At 68.0% G+C, this 16,854-nt stretch carries 15 protein-coding genes and 1 pseudogene; 9 read left to right on the plus strand and 7 right to left on the minus strand.

Annotation, left to right across the window (positions count from 1 at the left end):
- Positions 1 to 89 precede the first annotated feature (89 nt).
- The 6 genes from ACZY1G_RS22785 to ACZY1G_RS22810 are packed head-to-tail and all read left to right on the plus strand — an operon-like array spanning position 90 to position 7,072.
- Positions 90 to 1,631, plus strand: coding sequence for an ABC transporter substrate-binding protein (locus ACZY1G_RS22785; protein WP_463823692.1), 1,542 nt, complete (start codon positions 90 to 92; stop codon positions 1,629 to 1,631).
- The gene (locus tag ACZY1G_RS22790; protein ID WP_463823693.1) at positions 1,628 to 2,596 is read left to right on the plus strand and encodes an ABC transporter permease; all 969 of its coding nucleotides are present in this window, start codon (positions 1,628 to 1,630) and stop codon (positions 2,594 to 2,596) included. The genes ACZY1G_RS22785 and ACZY1G_RS22790 overlap by 4 nt, the downstream gene beginning before the upstream one ends.
- Positions 2,593 to 3,471: an ABC transporter permease gene (locus ACZY1G_RS22795; RefSeq protein WP_463817331.1), complete on the plus strand. Its 879-nt coding sequence runs from the start codon at positions 2,593 to 2,595 to the stop codon at positions 3,469 to 3,471. The genes ACZY1G_RS22790 and ACZY1G_RS22795 overlap by 4 nt, the downstream gene beginning before the upstream one ends.
- On the plus strand, positions 3,468 to 5,072 hold the full coding sequence (locus ACZY1G_RS22800) for an ABC transporter ATP-binding protein (RefSeq protein WP_463817332.1): 1,605 nt from the start codon (positions 3,468 to 3,470) through the stop codon (positions 5,070 to 5,072). The genes ACZY1G_RS22795 and ACZY1G_RS22800 overlap by 4 nt, the downstream gene beginning before the upstream one ends.
- A gap of 22 nt (positions 5,073 to 5,094) precedes the next feature.
- Positions 5,095 to 5,835 (plus strand): SDR family NAD(P)-dependent oxidoreductase, encoded by a 741-nt coding sequence (locus ACZY1G_RS22805; RefSeq protein ID WP_463823694.1) that lies wholly within the window; start codon positions 5,095 to 5,097, stop codon positions 5,833 to 5,835.
- Positions 5,836 to 5,851: 16 nt separating this feature from the next.
- Positions 5,852 to 7,072 carry a cytochrome P450 gene (locus tag ACZY1G_RS22810; RefSeq protein ID WP_463817334.1) on the plus strand — a complete coding sequence of 407 codons (1,221 nt, stop codon included), beginning with the start codon at positions 5,852 to 5,854 and terminating at the stop codon, positions 7,070 to 7,072.
- Here the strand turns inward: ACZY1G_RS22810 and ACZY1G_RS22815 are convergent.
- The 3 genes from ACZY1G_RS22815 to ACZY1G_RS22825 all read right to left on the minus strand — a co-directional run bounded on the left by ACZY1G_RS22815 (position 7,051) and on the right by ACZY1G_RS22825 (position 9,534).
- Complete coding sequence (locus tag ACZY1G_RS22815) at positions 7,051 to 8,475, minus strand: HNH endonuclease signature motif containing protein (RefSeq protein ID WP_463823696.1); 1,425 nt, start codon at positions 8,473 to 8,475, stop codon at positions 7,051 to 7,053. The genes ACZY1G_RS22810 and ACZY1G_RS22815 overlap by 22 nt on opposite strands.
- A gap of 77 nt (positions 8,476 to 8,552) precedes the next feature.
- The gene (locus ACZY1G_RS22820; RefSeq protein WP_463817352.1) at positions 8,553 to 8,882 is read right to left on the minus strand and encodes a branched-chain amino acid transporter permease; all 330 of its coding nucleotides are present in this window, start codon (positions 8,880 to 8,882) and stop codon (positions 8,553 to 8,555) included.
- Positions 8,875 to 9,534, minus strand: coding sequence for an AzlC family ABC transporter permease (locus tag ACZY1G_RS22825; protein ID WP_463823697.1), 660 nt, complete (start codon positions 9,532 to 9,534; stop codon positions 8,875 to 8,877). Before ACZY1G_RS22825 ends, ACZY1G_RS22820 begins: the two co-directional genes overlap by 8 nt.
- Positions 9,535 to 9,582: 48 nt before the next feature.
- Between ACZY1G_RS22825 and ACZY1G_RS22830 the strand changes: the two are divergent.
- Positions 9,583 to 10,572: pseudogene (locus ACZY1G_RS22830) on the plus strand (alpha/beta fold hydrolase).
- Here ACZY1G_RS22830 and ACZY1G_RS22835 read toward each other — a convergent pair.
- Positions 10,558 to 12,564, minus strand: coding sequence for a M4 family metallopeptidase (locus ACZY1G_RS22835; protein ID WP_463823698.1), 2,007 nt, complete (start codon positions 12,562 to 12,564; stop codon positions 10,558 to 10,560). The pseudogene ACZY1G_RS22830 and the gene ACZY1G_RS22835 sit on opposite strands and share 15 nt — an antisense overlap.
- 131 nt (positions 12,565 to 12,695) lie before the next feature.
- Between ACZY1G_RS22835 and ACZY1G_RS22840 the strand changes: the two genes are divergently transcribed.
- On the plus strand, positions 12,696 to 14,357 hold the full coding sequence (locus tag ACZY1G_RS22840) for an alkaline phosphatase D family protein (protein WP_463823699.1): 1,662 nt from the start codon (positions 12,696 to 12,698) through the stop codon (positions 14,355 to 14,357).
- Here ACZY1G_RS22840 and ACZY1G_RS22845 read toward each other — a convergent pair.
- Positions 14,329 to 15,783 (minus strand): peptide MFS transporter, encoded by a 1,455-nt coding sequence (locus ACZY1G_RS22845; protein ID WP_463817358.1) that lies wholly within the window; start codon positions 15,781 to 15,783, stop codon positions 14,329 to 14,331. The genes ACZY1G_RS22840 and ACZY1G_RS22845 overlap by 29 nt on opposite strands.
- Before the next feature lie 24 nt (positions 15,784 to 15,807).
- On the opposite strand from ACZY1G_RS22845, the gene ACZY1G_RS22850 reads away from it, so the two are divergent.
- Positions 15,808 to 16,299 (plus strand): DUF427 domain-containing protein, encoded by a 492-nt coding sequence (locus ACZY1G_RS22850; protein ID WP_463817359.1) that lies wholly within the window; start codon positions 15,808 to 15,810, stop codon positions 16,297 to 16,299.
- A gap of 24 nt (positions 16,300 to 16,323) precedes the next feature.
- On the opposite strand, the gene ACZY1G_RS22855 is transcribed toward ACZY1G_RS22850, so the two are convergent.
- The gene (locus ACZY1G_RS22855) at positions 16,324 to 16,596 is read right to left on the minus strand and encodes a DUF732 domain-containing protein (RefSeq protein ID WP_463817361.1); all 273 of its coding nucleotides are present in this window, start codon (positions 16,594 to 16,596) and stop codon (positions 16,324 to 16,326) included.
- A gap of 72 nt (positions 16,597 to 16,668) precedes the next feature.
- Entirely contained in the window at positions 16,669 to 16,833 is a 165-nt protein-coding gene (locus tag ACZY1G_RS22860; RefSeq protein WP_463817362.1) for a DUF7160 family protein, read from the minus strand.
- Positions 16,834 to 16,854: the final 21 nt, after the last annotated feature.

Genomic DNA, 16,854 nt, shown 5'->3' on the forward strand with positions numbered 1-16,854 from the left:
TTCAGCCGGGCGCGGACAAAGTCACGGGTTTGCCCGTTCGCGACATCGGGTAGGCAAAAACTACTGGCTCGAGTACCGGGGTGGTGAATATGGCGAGGACGGCGGTGTCAACCGCTGTCCTCGTCGTCTTTGCGCTCGTTGCCTCGCTGACTGGCTGCTCGACGGGCAGTCGGGTGGATCTGGGTGAGGGTGCGGCCGGATCGCTGATCGCCGCGATCGCCGGAGAGCCGGACCAACTCGACCCGCACAAGACGACCGCCTACTTCTCCTTCGAGGTACTGGAAAACGTGTTCGACACCCTCGTCGAACCCGACGAGAACCTGCAGATGCGCCCCGCTCTGGCGACGTCGTGGGAGGTCTCCCCCGATCAGCTGGCGTGGACGTTCCACCTGCGCCCCGGCGTGACGTTCCACGACGGCAGCCCGTTCACCGCCGACGACGTGGTGTTCTCCTATCGTCGGATCATCGACGAGAAGCTCGCCAATGCGGACAAGTTCAGCGCGGTGACCTCGGTCGAGGCGCCCGATCCGGCGACGGTGGTGATCCGCGTCAGCCGGCCGACGCCGAACATGCTCACCAACATCGGCGGCTTCAAGGGCATGGCGATCGTGTCGCGGCGCAACGTGGAGAGCGGACAGATCGCCACGAATCCCATCGGCACCGGCCCGTTTCGTTTCGCGGGCCAGAAGAGTGGTGACTCGATCTCGTTGGTGGCCAACCCCGATTACTGGGGCGGTCCGCCCGGCGTGCCCGGGGTGACGTTCCGCTTCATCTCAGAGCCGTCGACGGCGCTGTCGGCACTGCAGGCGGGCGAGGTGGACTGGACGGATTCGATTCCACCGCAACGTGTCCGCCAACTCTCCGACGACGACTCGATACGTCTGGCGGTCACCCCGAGTAACGACTACTGGTACCTGGCGCTCAACGAGGCCAAGGCGCCGTGGAACGACGTGCGGGTACGCCAGGCGATCGCCTATGCGATCGACCGCGACGCGATCGTCGCCGCGACGAGCTACGGCACCGCGAAGGTCAACGAACTGGCGATCCCCGAGGGCAACCCCTGGTACACCCCCTACCACCGCTATCGCACCGGCGGGCTGGACAAGGCGCGCGAGCTGCTGACCGAAGCCGGTGTCACGCCGGGCGCTCTCGACATGCTGGTGACCACCGAGTATCCGGAGACCGTGACCGCGGCGCAGATCATCGCCGACAACCTGGCGCCGCTCGGGTTCACGGTCAACATCCGCACCGTCGACTTCGCGACCTGGCTCGACGAACAGAATTCGGGCAACTTCGACATGCTGATGCTCGGCTGGCTGGGCAACATCGACCCCGACGACTTCTACTACGCCCAGCACCACACCGACGGCTCGAGCAACGCTCAGAAGTTCTCCGACCCGGAAGTGGACAGGCTGCTCGACGCCGGCCGCGTGGAAACCGACCCGGCCGCCCGCAAGGACGACTATGCCCGTGCCGCAACGTTGATCGCCGACAAGGTCAGCTACATCTACCTGTACAACTCGTCGGTGATCCAGGCGTGGAATCCGGCGCTGACGGGATACGAGGCCCGCCGTGACGGCGCCGTGCGGTTCCGCGGCGCGTCGCTGGACAAGGGCGGGGATGCGTCGTGACGAGCATCGTGACTCACCCGATCACCCGGTTCGTCGCCCGCCGGGTGCTGTACTCGCTGATCGTGCTGCTGGGCGTCACGGTGGTGGTGTTCGCGCTCGTGCACCTGGTGCCCGGCGACCCGGTCCGCATCGCGCTCGGCACGCGTTACACACCCGAGGCGTACGAGGCGCTGCGCAGCGCCAGCGGGTTGGACCGGCCCATCTTCACGCAGTTCTTCGGCTATGTCGGCTCCGCGCTCACCGGTGATCTCGGCGTGAGTTTCCGCAACGGCGACCCGGTGACCGTCACGCTGATGGAACGGCTGCCCGCCACGCTGTCGCTGGGTCTGGCCGGCATCGTCATCGCCGCGCTGATCGCACTGCCCGCCGGCACGTACTCGGCGCTGCGCGAGGGCCGGCTCAGCGACGCCATCGTGCGGGTGACCAGCCAGTTCGGAGTGTCGATCCCCGACTTCTGGCTGGGCATCCTGCTGATCGGGCTGTTCTCGACCACGCTGGGCTGGCTGCCCACCTCGGGCTATCGGCCCCTGTTCACCGACCCGGTGGGCTGGTTGAGCCACATCATCCTGCCGGGTCTCACGGTCGGCGTCGTCGCGGCCGCCATCATGACGCGGTACGTGCGCGCCGCGGTGCTGGACGTCGCCGCGATGGGTTACGTGCGGACCGCCCGCTCCAAGGGCCTGTCCCCGCGCGTCGTCACGTTCAGGCACACGGTGCGCAACGCGCTGGTGCCCATCCTGACGATCACCGGAATCCAGCTGGCCACTCTGCTCGGCGGTGTCATCGTCGTCGAGGTGGTCTTCGCGTGGCCGGGCCTTGGCCGGCTCGTCTACAACGCCGTCGCCGCGCGCGACTATCCCGTCATCCAGGGGGCGGTCCTGCTGATCGCGGCGCTCTTCTTGGCGATCAACCTGATCGTCGACGTGCTCTACGCGGTGGTCGACCCGAGGATCCGGCTCGCATGACGACCACCGACAGCACCCGCGTCTCGTCCTGGCGCATCCTGGCGCGCAACCCGGTCACCGCGATCAGCGCGCTCGTTCTGCTGGCCGTCGCCGTCATCGCGGTATTCGCGAATGCCATTGCGCCGCATGGTGTCAACGACGTCGACGTGCCCGACGCGCTGCAACCGCCCAGTGGGGCGCACTGGTTCGGCACCGACGAGCTGGGTCGCGACGTGCTCTCTCGCGTCCTGGTGGCCACGCAGGCGTCGATGCGCGTCGCAGTCATCAGCGTCACGTTCGCCGTCGTGGTCGGGGTGACGGTCGGAGTGTTGGCCGGATACCGCGGCGGCTGGCTGGACACCGTGCTGATGCGCGTCGTTGACGTGATGTTCGCGTTCCCGGTGCTGCTGCTCGCGCTGGCGGTGGTCGCCATCCTCGGCCCCGGGCTGACGACGACGATCCTGGCGATCGGCATCGTCTACACCCCGATCTTCGCCCGGGTTGCGCGGGCCAGCACGCTCGGTGTGCGCACCGAACCCTATGTCGCGGTGTCGCATGCGATGGGCACCCCCGATCACATGATCCTGCGCCGGCACATCCTGCCCAACATCGCCGGCCCACTGATCGTCCAGACCTCGCTGTCCCTGGCGTTCGCCATCCTGTCCGAGGCGGCGCTGTCGTTCCTCGGGTTGGGCATCCAACCGCCGCAGCCGTCGCTGGGCCGGATGATCTTCGACTCCCAGGGGTTCGTGACGATGGCGTGGTGGATGGCCGTGTTCCCCGGCGCCGCGATCGTGGTGATCGTGCTGGCGTTCAATCTGGTGGGCGACGGGCTGCGCGACGTCCTGGACCCGAAACAGCGCACCAGCGCCGAGGCCCGCGGGGTGACGCGATGACCGTGCTCGCGGTGGACGATCTCGGGGTGCGCATCGGCGCGCGCACCATCGTCGACGGCGTCTCGTTCTCCGTGGCCCGGGACCAGACCGTGGGCATCGTCGGGGAATCCGGGTCGGGCAAGACCATGACGGTTCTGGCGGCGACCGGCTTGCTCGACGCACCGGGAGCGCGCGTGTCGGGATCGAGCACGCTGGCGGGCGATCCGGAGGTGCAGCTCATCGGTGCGCGGCCCAAAGACCTTCGCCGCGTCCACGGTTCGCGAATCGGGTTCGTGTTCCAGGATCCCGGCACGTCGCTCAATCCCCTGCTCACGCTGGAACGTCAAATCACCGAGTCACTCGAGACGCATCGCCGGGTGACACGCCGGGAGGCGCGGTCGCGGGCGTTGGAGCTGCTCGAGGCGGTGGGGCTACCCGACCCGGCGACGCGTCTGCACGCCTATCCGCATCAGCTCTCCGGCGGTCAGAAGCAGCGCGTGATGATCGCGATCGCGCTGGCGTGCGACCCGGAACTGCTGATCGCCGACGAGCCGACCACCGCGCTCGATGTCACGACGCAGGCGCAGATCCTCGAGTTGGTGCGCGCGTTGCAGCGGGACTTCGGCACGGCGGTGGTGTGGATCAGCCATGACCTGGGCGTCATCGGGCAGGTGGCCGACGACGTGACGGTGCTGCGCGAGGGCGCGGTCGTGGAGCAGGCGCCGATCCTCGACATCTTCGATCGGCCGCGCAACGACTACACGCGGGACCTGCTGGCCGCCCGCCCCGTACTCGATGTCGCTGGGCCGCAGGTGAATCCGGACGCCGAAACGCTGCTCGAAGTCGACGGTCTCGACGTGTCGTTCACCGTCACCACGCCGGTGGGCAAGTCCACCGTGCATGCCGTCGACGACGTGTCGCTGCGCATCCGACGCGGCACCACGCTGGGGCTGGTCGGTGAGTCCGGATCGGGCAAATCGACCGTCGCCGCGGCGCTGACCGGCCTGGTGACACCCGATGGCGGCACGGCGACGCTCGCAGGCACCGACATCCTGAACGTGAAGCGTTCCGAGGCCAAGGCGCTGCGCCGGCGGATCGGATTGGTGTTCCAGGATCCGTTCTCGTCGCTCAATCCCCGTGCCCGCGTGGACACGTCGATCGCCGAGCCACTGACGGTGCACCACCTGGTCGACGGAGCCGCGGCACGGCGCACGCGGGTCGCCGAACTGCTCGACCTGGTCGGACTGCCGACCGAGTTCGCGCAGCGGTATCCCCACGAACTGTCCGGCGGGCAGCGGCAGCGGGTGAGCATCGCCCGGGCGCTGGCCGCCGAACCGGATCTGCTGATCCTCGACGAGGCCACCGCCGCCCTGGACGTGTCGGTGCAGGCGCGTGTGCTCGATCTACTGGCCCGCCTGCAGGCGGAGCTGGGCCTGGCGTATCTGCTGATCGGCCATGACCTGGCGGTCATCCGCAGGCTCAGCCACGACGTCGCGGTGATGCGGGGCGGCGCCGTGGTGGAGAACCGACCGGCCGAGCAGCTGTTCACCGAACCCGAGCACGAATACACCCGGGCGCTGCTGGCAGCGGTGCCGCCGGTGCGCCCGCGCGCTGCGGTATGAGAGCCCGTGAGAGGGTGCAGTCATGGGTCAGCTCAGCGGCAAGGTCGCGTTGGTCACCGGTGCGTCAGCGGGCTTGGGCGCGACGACCGCCCGGTTGTTCGCCGAACAGGGTGCGACGGTGTTCGGAATCGCCAGGGACGCAACGCGAATGGGCGAGGTGTTCGCCGACCTGCCCGGCAGCGCGTTCGCCTCGGTGGACATCTCCTCGCGTGAGGCGTGCGCGGCGGCGGTCGCGAACTGCGTCGAGCGGTTCGGCCGCCTCGACGTGCTCGCCAACATCGCGGGATTTCACAAGATGCGGCACACCGCGTCGATGACCGACGAGGACTGGGACGTCGACCTCGCGGTGAATCTGACGGCGCCGTTCGCGCTGTGCCGGGCTGCGCTGCCGCACCTGCTCGCATCGGGCGGCAACATCGTCAACGTGTCGTCGATCGCCGGCGTCGAGGGCGAGGTGTACTCCGCCGGCTACTGTGCGGCCAAGCACGGACTGGTCGGTCTGACGCGGGCGCTGGCGATCGAGTTCACCAAGGAGAAGCTGCGCGTCAACGCGGTGTGCCCCGGCGGCATGCCGACCGCTCAGGCCACTGAGTTCGAGGCGCCCGAGAACGCGGATTGGGACCTGATCATGCGCATCGCGTCGCCACGTGGATTCATGGCCACCGAAGACGTCGCGAAGGTGATCGCGTTCCTGGCCAGCGACGACGCCGCCGCGATCCACGGCGCGGTCTACCGCGTCGACAACGGCAAGGGTGCGGGCTGAGTCAGGGTTTCCGGTCGTGACCGGCGATCTCGGCGCGGAGCTGTTCAGCGAGGAGGCGATCCAGGATCCGTATTCGCTGTATGCGCGGATGCACGCCGCCGGTCCGGTGCACCGCATCGGGAACTCCGACTTCCATGCCGTCTGCTCCTGGGCCGCGGTCACCGAGGCGGTGAGCCGTCACGAGGACTTCTCGTCGAATCTGACCGGCACGATGCTGTATCAGCCGGACGGGACCGTCGGCGTCTTCGGCATGGACGAGATCGGCGGTCCGACCCAGGTGCTCGCGATCGCCGACGATCCCGTGCACGCCGCCCACCGCAAGCTGCTCGTCCCCCACCTGGCGGCCAAGCGCATCCGCGAGCTCGAAGCGTTCGTCACTGCCACGGTCGCGCGGTTGTGGGATGCGGCGCTCGACGGGGACCGGATGGAGTGGATGTCGGCCATTGCCAACCGGTTACCGATGATGGTGGTGTGCCGGCTGATCGGAGTCCCCGACTCGGACGTCGACCGGCTGACGGCGTGGGGCTATGCGAGCACGCAGCTGCTGGAAGGTCTGGTCGGCCCCGAAGAACTGGCCGCGGCCGGCGCAGCCGTCGGCGAACTCGCGACGTACATCGCGGGCCTGCTCGACCGGCCGGCACCGGCGGGCACGCTGCTGGCCGACCTGGCTTCGGCCTGCGCGGCAGGCGATGTCGACGCCGTCACCGCACAGGTCATCATGGTGACGTTGTTCAGCGCGGGCGGTGAATCGACTGCGTCATTGATCGGCTCGGCGACCTACATCCTGGCCACCCGGCCCGACTTGCAGCGGCGGCTCCGCGACGATCCCGCGCTCATGACGCCGTTCATCGAAGAGGTGCTGCGCGTCGAGCCACCATTCCGCGGCCACTATCGGCACGTGCTACGCGACTGCGAACTCCATGGCTATCGGCTGCGTGCCGGCGCGCGATTGGTTCTGCTGTGGGGCGCGGCCAACCGCGACCCGGCCCATGTCGAATCGCCCGGCGAGTTCCGCATCGATCGTCAAGACAGCAAGAGCCACCTCGCATTCGGCCGCGGGGCACACTTCTGCGTCGGTGCCGCACTGGCGCGCCTCGAGACTCGACTCGTGCTCGAACACCTGCTCAGGCGCACGGATGATGTGCGCGCCATGGGGCAGGCTCGGTGGCTGCCCAGCCTGCTCGTGCGGCGCCTGGAGGCGCTGACCTTGTCCGTTCAGAACGGGGCCGGCTCATAGGTTTCGGCGAGCCTGGCTTGTCGTTGTCGTTCGAGTTCGGCGTCGAGGTCGAGGCGCTGTTGCCGTTCTTGTCTGATGCGTGCTCGGCGATCCTGTTCGCGGGTTCTGGTGCGCATCGGCATCATCGCGGCGCGATCGGTGGATTCGGTCGGCGTCGCGGTAGTGATCGTCGCCGTCGGTGTGGCCAGCCCGGGGAACAACAGGCCCCCGAACGCCTCGGTGACGTACACGTGACCCGTCGGCGACCTGAGCACGATCGACCCATCAGGGCGCTGCCCATCGGTCCAGCCGTTGACACCGGTGTAGAACGTCTTGATCAAATGATGTGTCCGGCAAAAGTGTTTGAGCCCCGAGGGATGCGTGAGCCCGAACGGCCACGGCGTCGTATGGTCCACATCGCAACCCGCCACCGGCCGATCGCAACCCGGGAAACGACACGTCAAATCCCGCCACTGCAGGAAATCCCGCAGCGCCGCCGATGGCCGATACCCCGGTTCGGCGTCCGCGCCGGGAACACGCACCGGCTTGACCGTCGCCGTCTTCGCTATCGTGCGCACCGACTCCGCGGGCAGCACACCGAACCCCGACAGATACCCCGGCCGGTCACTGCCGCCGTCGAGCGTCTTCTGCTCAGCCAGCACGTGAATCACCACCTGCGCCGCCGACTCCCGCACCGTCGCCGCAGTGCAATCAGCCGACCCGCACTGACACGGCAACGACCCCTCGAGCCGCCCCAGCGCACCGGCCGCTTCCGCTCGACGCTGCCGCCTCGACCGAGGATCATTCGGACACACCGAATCCGCGATCAGGTTCAGGCGCTGATCGATGGCATCGGCATCAGCAGCACCCAGCACCCCACTGATCACCGCCATCCCCGCCGCGTTCGGATGCGGCTCCACCTCGATATAGCGGTTCTCCTCCACAATCGGCGGAACCCGCACTCCCGCCCGATCATGCTCAGCGACCCACATATCTATGCGATCCCGCAGTTTCGGCTTCGACAGCCGCATCCACTTGTGCACCTGAGCAGCCAACGAGCGATCGAGGTCGGCCACCACCTCGTCGAGCACATTGTCGGTGCGGGTGATGATGATCTGCACCATCCGGAAGTCGATGTCCCCACGGGCGAACACCGCCGCCACCTCCGGCAGCCGCTCCCACAGCGACACCGCCTGCCGCACCTGATGAATCGCCCGATCACGACTGATGTTCTGCGCCGCCGACACCTCAGCAGCCACCGCCTCGAAGACATCGGTGAACCAGAACTGAGCCTCCTCGTAATCCCGGCACCGCCGCCGATACAAGCTCGCGACCGCCCCCAAGCGCCGCGCGATCTCCGCCGACTCCGCACGCGCAGCCGAAGCCATCACATCAATCAACGTCGCCGGAGTATTGTCGAACATGTGTTCGATATTACCGGGATGGGGTGACACCCCTCGACGCAAAGTTTTGCGCCTGTGGATAACTCAGCGGTGAGAGCTCAGCCGCCCCACACCGTCATCAACGTCACGTAGCACGCCGTCCCGACGAGGATGCTCAGCAGCGCCTGCCCGCGCCACAGCTGCAGCCCTACCGTCACTGCAACCGCCACGGCCAGCCACAGCAGCTGCAGCGCGGTGTCCCCCACCACCGTCTTCACCGAGTACAGCGCCAACATCACCATCACGCCCACCGGCATGTGCACGCTGAGGTAGCGCACCACGGCGCTGTGCCGCATCGGCGCCAGTGCCGCGAACGGCAACGCACGCAGAGCCCACGTCACCGCCGCGCTCACGCCCACGAGCAAGGCCATGTACCCGGTGTCAGGCATGCCTGGTCCGTCGTCGCAGCAGCAACATCACGGTGAATGCGGCGAACGCGCACACCAGCATCTGGCCGGGCACCACCAGCCGCGCCCCCGCGGCGCACAGCATCGCCAGAGCGGCCGTGACCGGATCGGGCCGCTGCCGGTAGGCCTCGATGCCCAGGACGATGAACAGCGCGGTCAGCGCGAAGTCCAGGCCGACGAGCCGATCGATCGGCAGTACCTCCCCCAGCAGACCGCCCAGAGCCGCTCCGGTCACCCACAACAGATGAAACATCAACTGCATGAACAGGATCGGACGGGTCGTCCACCCCGCCGCCTGCGGACTGACCGCGACGGCATACGCCTCGTCGGAGAGCGTGTAGGTGCTGTAGAGCTTCGCCGCCAGCCCGCGCACCCGGTGCAGCGGGAAGGACAGCGCATAGAAGATGTGCCGGGAATTGACCACCAGCGTGGTGAGCGCGACGGTCGCGACGGGAGCACCGCCCGCCACCAGCGCCACCATCAGGAACTCCAGCGATCCCGCATAGATCACCCCGGCGAACACCGGCGCCCACCACCAGGCCAACCCGGCATGCACCACCAGAAAGCCCAGCGCCATACCCAGCGGGATGAACGCCAGACCGAGGGGCGCGACCAGGGCCAGCACACGCCGCATCGTCGAACACCTCCTCCGATCGTCTGACGAGACGCTAGCTTTTCATGCGTGGATGTCTTCGATGAATGGCGACGCGGCGGAACACGTTTCACCTGGGCCTCGACCACGCCCGCCAACGACGGTCAGCAGGTCGAGGTGTTCGTGCGCCGGGCCGGCACAACCGGCGCGCCGGCGCTGGTGTGCGTGCACGGTTTCCCCACGGCGAGCATCGACTTTCGCGCCCTCGCCGACGACCTGTCCGGTGACGTCGAGACCTTCACCCTCGACTTCCCCGGCTACGGACTCTCGGACAAGCCGCCCGCGCCGTACGTCTACTCCCTCTACGACGACGCGCGGCTGCTGGTCCACGTGATCACCGAGGTGTGGGGGCTCGACGACTACCGGATGATCACCCACGACCGCGGCAGCAGCATCGGCATGATCGCGCTGGCGATGCTCGCCGACCGCGACGCCACGATGCCGCGAGAGGTGTTCCTGACCAACGCCAACATCTTCCTGCCGCTGGCCAACCTGACCGCCTTCCAGGTGGCGCTGCTCGACGACGCGACCGGCCGCGCCACGGCGGCAGCGACAACGCCCGAGTTGCTTGCGGCTGGGCTCGGCGCCACCACGTTCATGCCGCGCCGAAACCTGGATGACCCCGAAATACATTCGCTGGCATAGTGTTTCGCTCACAACGACGGCATCGCGGTTCTTCCCGACACCATCCGCTATCTGCACGAGCGCACCGCCGACGAGCAGGGCTGGCTCGAGCGGCTGTCGGGCATCGACGTCGACACCACGCTGATCTGGGGGTTGCACGACAGCGTCGCTCCCCTGCGCGTGGCCACCCACGTATGGCAGACCTACCTGCGGTCCAAGCCGGGCCGCAACCGCTTCTGGGTGGTGCCGGGGGCCGACCACTATGTGCAGTGCGACGCCCCGGCCGAGGTCGCACGGATCATCCGATTGACCATGACCGAGGGCGCCATCGCCCTGCAGACCCTCGGCGACCGGCCCGACGGGGCGGTGCTGGTGGATCAGTCAGACCACCGTTAGCGTTGCCGCACTGACGATTCCGACAGCGTCGAACGCCTTGCTGATCGCGGCTTGCTGGGCGGTGGTCAGGCCCACCGACTGCGCCGCACTCTGCACCGCGGCGCGCCCGTCGCTGAACACCGACCCGGCGCTCAACCGGAACATCGCGCGGTAGTACACCTCGGCCCAGGTGTCCGTCGAGACGCCGGCGGTGGCCGGATCGGTCATCATCAGGTACGCGGCGTGGCTGAAGATGGTGCTGTTGACGTGCTCACCCCCGTCGTCGAGGGTCCCCTGATAGCGGGTTGCGTAGGTGGCGCGGTGGGGACCGAGCGACGTGCTGATCGACGTCGGATCGGCGAGGTTGCGGATGGCGCCGAGCTCGGAATCCTCTCCGAGGAGCCAGCGGTCCGCGTCGGGATCGTTCTCGATGAGCACGCCCATGATGTCGGCCAACGCTTCGTTGAGCGCACCGGATTCACCGGAATCGAGCACCAGGGAACCACCCGTCGGGCCGCCGACGACATAGGTGACCACGGCGTGGGTGAATTCGTGGCCGATGACATCGACCGCCGCCTCGAGGTGGCCACCGTCGCCGAACGCGAACTGGTTGATGCTGGGGTCCCAGAACGCGTTCTGGTATCCGCCGTTCGGCCTTCCCGGGTTGTAGAGAATGCTCACCATCACAGGCGCACCGCTGCCGTCGAACGATGTCCGGCCCAGCACGTCTCGGTAGTAGTCGTAGACCTCCGCGGTGTTGGCGTGCGCGGAGACGGCCCCGCTGTTCCACCCCAACCACCCCCGCTTGACCACCGTGCCCGGCAGGAAGCCACCCAGCAGGCCGAGATACGGGAAGGAGGTTTTGTAGGTCGTGATGTCGCGGCTCTTGTCGATCAACCGGGACACGGTGGACCACGGCGTGGAGCGGACGTCGATGATGAAGGTCCGCCGCTGACCGAGCCAGTCCCTGGCGGTGTCGATGGCCGACACGGGTTGCGCTGTAGCGCGTGCCGCGACGACGGTGCCGACGGCTGCACCGTCGGCACCGATCAGGGTGGCGGTGCCCGGCCGGGAGAGGCGGATACCGGGCACGGCGCCGACGACCTGCCAGGCCAGGATCGGCACCGACCCGTTGTCCGGCGCGTAGACCACCAGGTCGGCCGTCCGCCGCAACCTCGGCGTCGCCGCATCAGGCGTGACATCGAAAGACTCGGAGAGCCCGCGGTAATGATTGAACAGCCCGGTCACCGCGCCGGTCGCATCGGTCACCAGGACGATGTCGCTACCCAGCACGGGCACGCCCGCAACGGTTTCGGCGAAGCGGTAGTAGGTTTCGGCGCCGTCCCCGCTGCCGGCGGTCGACACCGTGATCGCGTCCGGATCGGCGAACCCCTCGTCGATGCCCAACCTGTGTGCGACCCCATTCATCACCGCAGCCGCATCGGCAGCTCCGGTCACCAGACGGTCGTCGAACCGGCCGTCGATGGTGCGCACCGCGTCGTCGGCGGCAGTATCGGTCAGGGTGTCACCGGCCGGCACGGCGATGGTGACCTCGGTGGGCCGCCAGCGGGGCCTGTCGTCGACCGCAACGGTGAAACTGTCTGCGCGGCCCGCCTTTCCGGCGGATGGGGTGTAGACGAAGCCACCGTCGGCATCGATGCTCACCGAACCCCAGGCCGCGCCCGAGCTGACGCTGTAGGTGAGGGCGGCGTCGTCACGATCCGTCGCGTTGAGGCTGCCCCGCACGGTGCCGTCGGCGGCTGGCTCCGCCGCGTCCGGCGTCGCCGTCGGCCGCTGGTTGCGGAAGGTGTACCGACGCTGACGGACCGTCTCTCGCCGCGATTCGATCCGCCCGGCGCGCCGAGAGCGCTCCCGCTGCGCGGGACGCGCCGACGAATCCGTCGCCGAAGCCGCCGAAGATTCGGTCGAGGTGTCCGAGGGTGCGGCCGATGCGACGCCCGGCGCCATCATCAGGCCGATACCGACTCCCAGGACCGCGACACCGGTCCACACTCCTGTAGGCGGTCGACAACTACTGGCCACAGTGACCCCCTCGGCGACGGTGCTCGAGGCGGAACTTACCACCGACGAAGGTAAATCTGACGACGCTGACGATAAAGCGATGCGCCTATTAGGCTGACACGGTGAGTCTTCTGCTCGGCCCGGTGTTGCGCCACGTCGGTGAGACGACCGCGACGGTGTGGGTGCAAACCGAGGCGCCGTCGGAGGTGGAGGTGCTCGGGTGCCGGGCCCGCACCTTCGAAGTGCACGGTTGCCACTACGCCCTCGTTCAGGTCAGCCGGCTGTCGCCCGACACCGTCACCGCCTATGAGGTCCACATCGACGGCGAGAGGTGCTGGCCGGAGCCGGACTCGCAGTTCCCACCCAGCGTCATCAGGACGCGTGGGCCGGAGACCGCCGACCGGTTGCGGGTCATCTTCGGTTCGTGTCGCTACCCGAAGACGGGCGAGGAGAAGCTCGACCGCAAGCTCGGACTCGACGCTCTGGACTGCTACGCCACCCGGCTCACCGACCTGCCCGTCTCGGAGTGGCCGGATGCGCTGCTGCTGCTCGGCGATCAGGTCTATGCGGACGAGCTGACCCCCGAAGCGCGCCGTCACCTGTCCGGCCGCCGCTCGTCGGGCCGGCGTTCGGCCAACCGCCGACCGCCCGACGAGGTGGTGTCGTTCTCCGAGTACGAGGGCCTGTACCGGCACACCTGGGGCGATCCGGAGATCCGGTGGATTCTCTCGACGTTGCCGACGGCGATGATCTTCGACGACCACGACATCCGAGACGACTGGAACACCTCGGCGACGTGGCGGGCCGAGATCAACGAGCAGCCGTGGTGGCGAGACCGGATCCGGGCGGGCCTGGCGTCCTACTGGGTGTACCAGCATCTGGGCAACCTCAGCCCGACGGAGCTGGACAGCGACGACGACTACCAGAAGGTGCTCGCTGCCGACGGTGACTGCTGGCCGCTGGTGGCCGAACTCGCCGACCGTGCCGACAGTGAGGTCGACGGAGACAAGGGCCTGCGGTTCAGCTTCCGTTGGGATCTGGGGCGCAGCCGATTGGTGATGGTCGACTCCCGCAACGCCCGCATTCTCGACGGCGGTGAACGAAAGATGTTGGGTGACCGCGAGTTCGCGTGGGTCGAGGAACAAGTCAGCGACCTGTCCGACGTCGACCACCTGATCATCGGATCGTCACTGCCGTGGCTGCTGCCGCCGGCCCTCGGCGATCTGCAGATCGTCAACGAGATCGCCGCAAGGCGTCCGGGACTGCGTGGGCGGCTGGGCGAAACCATCAGGCAGGGCGCCGATCTCGAGCACTGGCCGGCGTTCTTCGCGTCATTCGTCCGACTCTCCTCGATGATCGCCGGGGCGGCGCGCGCCAGTGCCGACGGGCCGGCGACCATCTCGGTGCTCTCCGGCGACGTGCACCACAGCTACGCCGCGCGCGCCGACTTCGGAGAACCCGACGGAGCCCGGGTGCATCAACTGGTCTGCTCGCCGGTGCACAACTACGTGCCCGCCTACGTCAAACCCGCGTTCAAGCTGGGCTGGTCAGCGCCCGCGGCCCGGCTGACCCGCCGCTGGGCGCGCCGGGCCGGGTCACCGGAGCTGCCGGTGTCGTGGCGCAACCTCAGCGGGCCGCTGTTCGGCAACACGATCGCCTCGCTGATCGCCGTCGGCCGCGGGGCCGACGTGGTGTTCGAACAGCCCCGCGACGACGGCACCCTCACCGAAGCGGCGACCGTCGTTCTCAGTGCGCTCAGTGCACCCCTTCCATCTGGCGGCTGACCCACGGGGAGATCGCGAACACCACCACACCCGCGACGACGGCAACCGCACCGAGGATGCCGAAGTACGCCGTCTCGTTGGAGGTGTCGTAGTAGCCGGCGAGCACACCGGACATCGCCGTGCCGAGGCCGACCGAGAAGAAGTACAGCGCCATCATCTGCGCCCGGAACGCCTCCGGGGCCAGCTTGGTGGTGACCGACAGGCCGATCGGCGACAGCAGCAGTTCGGAGACCGCGAACACGGCCATGATCGCCATCACCAGTAGCGCCGGGGTGCTACGACCGGTGCCTCCGGCCAGCGGCACGAAGCACAAGAATGCCAGCCCCATCCCGATCACGCCGTAGGAGAACTTGCGTGGGGTCGTGGGCGCCCGGTTACCCAGCCGCGTCCAGAGCACCGCAAACAGCGGGGAGAGCAGGATGATCCACACCGGTTCGATCGAGCCGATCCAGCTCGACGGTGCCGTCCACCCGAAGATCGACCAGTTCATCCGTTCGTCGGAGTAGACGGCCAGGACGGTGAAGATCTGCTGGAACAGCGACCAGAACACCGCGTTCGCGACGAACAACGGGATGAACGCCCGCACCCGGACCCGCTCCTCCCCGTCCACCTTCGGGCTGCGCAGCATGATCGCGAAGTACGCCACCGACGCGACGACGATGACGCCGGTGGTCACCTGCGAGAGGTTGGCCAGCGTGACGAGACCCAGTGCGATCGCTGCCCCGACGACCACGAGGCCAGCCACGATCACCGCGGCGGTCTTGGCAACAGCGCTGCGCGGCAACGGGTTCGGCACCTCGCGCCCGTGCCCGCCGAGGTTACGGCGAAACGCCACGTATTGCGCGAGACCCAGCGCCATACCGATCGCCGCCGCACCGAAGCCGTAGTGGAAGCCGACATGGGTCTGCAGCAGCCCGGTGATCAGCGGGCCGATGAACGCGCCGAGATTGATGCCGAGATAGAACAGCGTGAAGCCGCCGTCGGCGCGGGCGTCGCCCTTGTCGTAGAGCGTGCCGAGCAGCGACGAGGCGTTGGCCTTCAGCGCGCCCGAGCCCAGGGCGACGAACACCAGGCCGACGCCGACGCCGCTCAGCCCCGGAAGGATCGCCAGCGCGATGTGGCCGATCATCACGACCACGCCGCCGTAGAACACGGTGCGCTCCATGCCGAGCAGCCGATCGGCCACCCAGCCGCCCAGCACCGTGGACAGGTACACCAGACCGCCGTAGGCGCCGACGATGCCGGTGGCCGTGCTCTTCGGCAGCTCGAGCCCCCCGTCGGTGACGGAGTAGTACAGGTAGTAGGCCAGGATGGTGAGCATCCCGTAGTAGGAGAACCGTTCCCACAGTTCGACTCCGAACAGGTTGGTCAGCCCGATCGGGTGCCCGAAGAGAGTTCGCGGACTCTTGTCTTCTCGGATTGTCATGGGACCACCCTTACACTCGGCTGCATGCCGATACCTGATACCCCGCGCCCAGGCCAGGAATCGGTGTGGGATTACCCTCGCCCGCCCCGGCTCGAAGATTTCGCCGGGTCGATCACCGTGGAACTGGGCGGGCAGGTCATCGCGTCCACCGAGCGTGCGTGGCGGGTGCTCGAGACCAGCCATCCCCCGACGTACTACCTGCCGGCGAGCAGCTTCGCCGACGGGGTGCTGCGGGAGGCCGACGGGGCCTCGTGGTGCGAATGGAAAGGTCAGGCAAGCTATTTCGATCTGGTGACCGCGACGGCGGTGGCGCCGCGTGCGGCGTGGACGTACCGTCGGCCCACTCCGGGGTTCGCCGCCATCACCGGCGCTGTGGCCGTGATGGCCGCGGCCGTCGATCGGTGCATCGTCAACGGTGAAGAGGCCGTCCCGCAGCCCGGCGGGTTCTACGGCGGCTGGATCAACAGCTGGATCGCCGGCCCCTTCAAAGGTGTTCCCGGCTCGATGGGCTGGTGAGGTACGGGGTCAGCAGCCAGACTCTCAGCAACCGAGGTCGATGACGGCGGCGGTGACGATGCTGTTGCCGGCCGACATCGAGATACCCATCTGCTTGTTGAGCGCATTCACCGCGACCGGTGCCGGCTGCCCGCTGCCGAGAATGCCGCAGACGATCGAACCCGCGCTGAGCAACTGGTCGCGCGTCAGCGCCGTGTACACCGGTTCCAGACCTTCGAGATAGCCGGCGGTGTCCGCCGTGGCGGGCGCCGCCAATGTCATCAACGCTGCCACCGAGGCGGCCACACTCAGACCCATGCGCGATCGGTTCACTGTCGAGCCCCCTGTCGTCGAGCACATCCTATGCCGCGGGCAGCGCCCCGCGGGGGCTCATTTGTCGGAGAGCCAGCCGTACTGACGGCCGCAGTCGGTGCAGTCCACGTCGAGGAACCAGCGGGTGACCCGATCGGATCCGGCCGACCAGGTGGGCTGCGACGAGACGACCGGGGCTGCGTGACCGCATCTGCCGCACATGGCTTCGATCGGGGCGTTCACACCTCGAACGTAACCGCTGGT

It is taken from the genome of Mycobacterium sp. IDUB_5 (genome assembly GCF_055419565.1).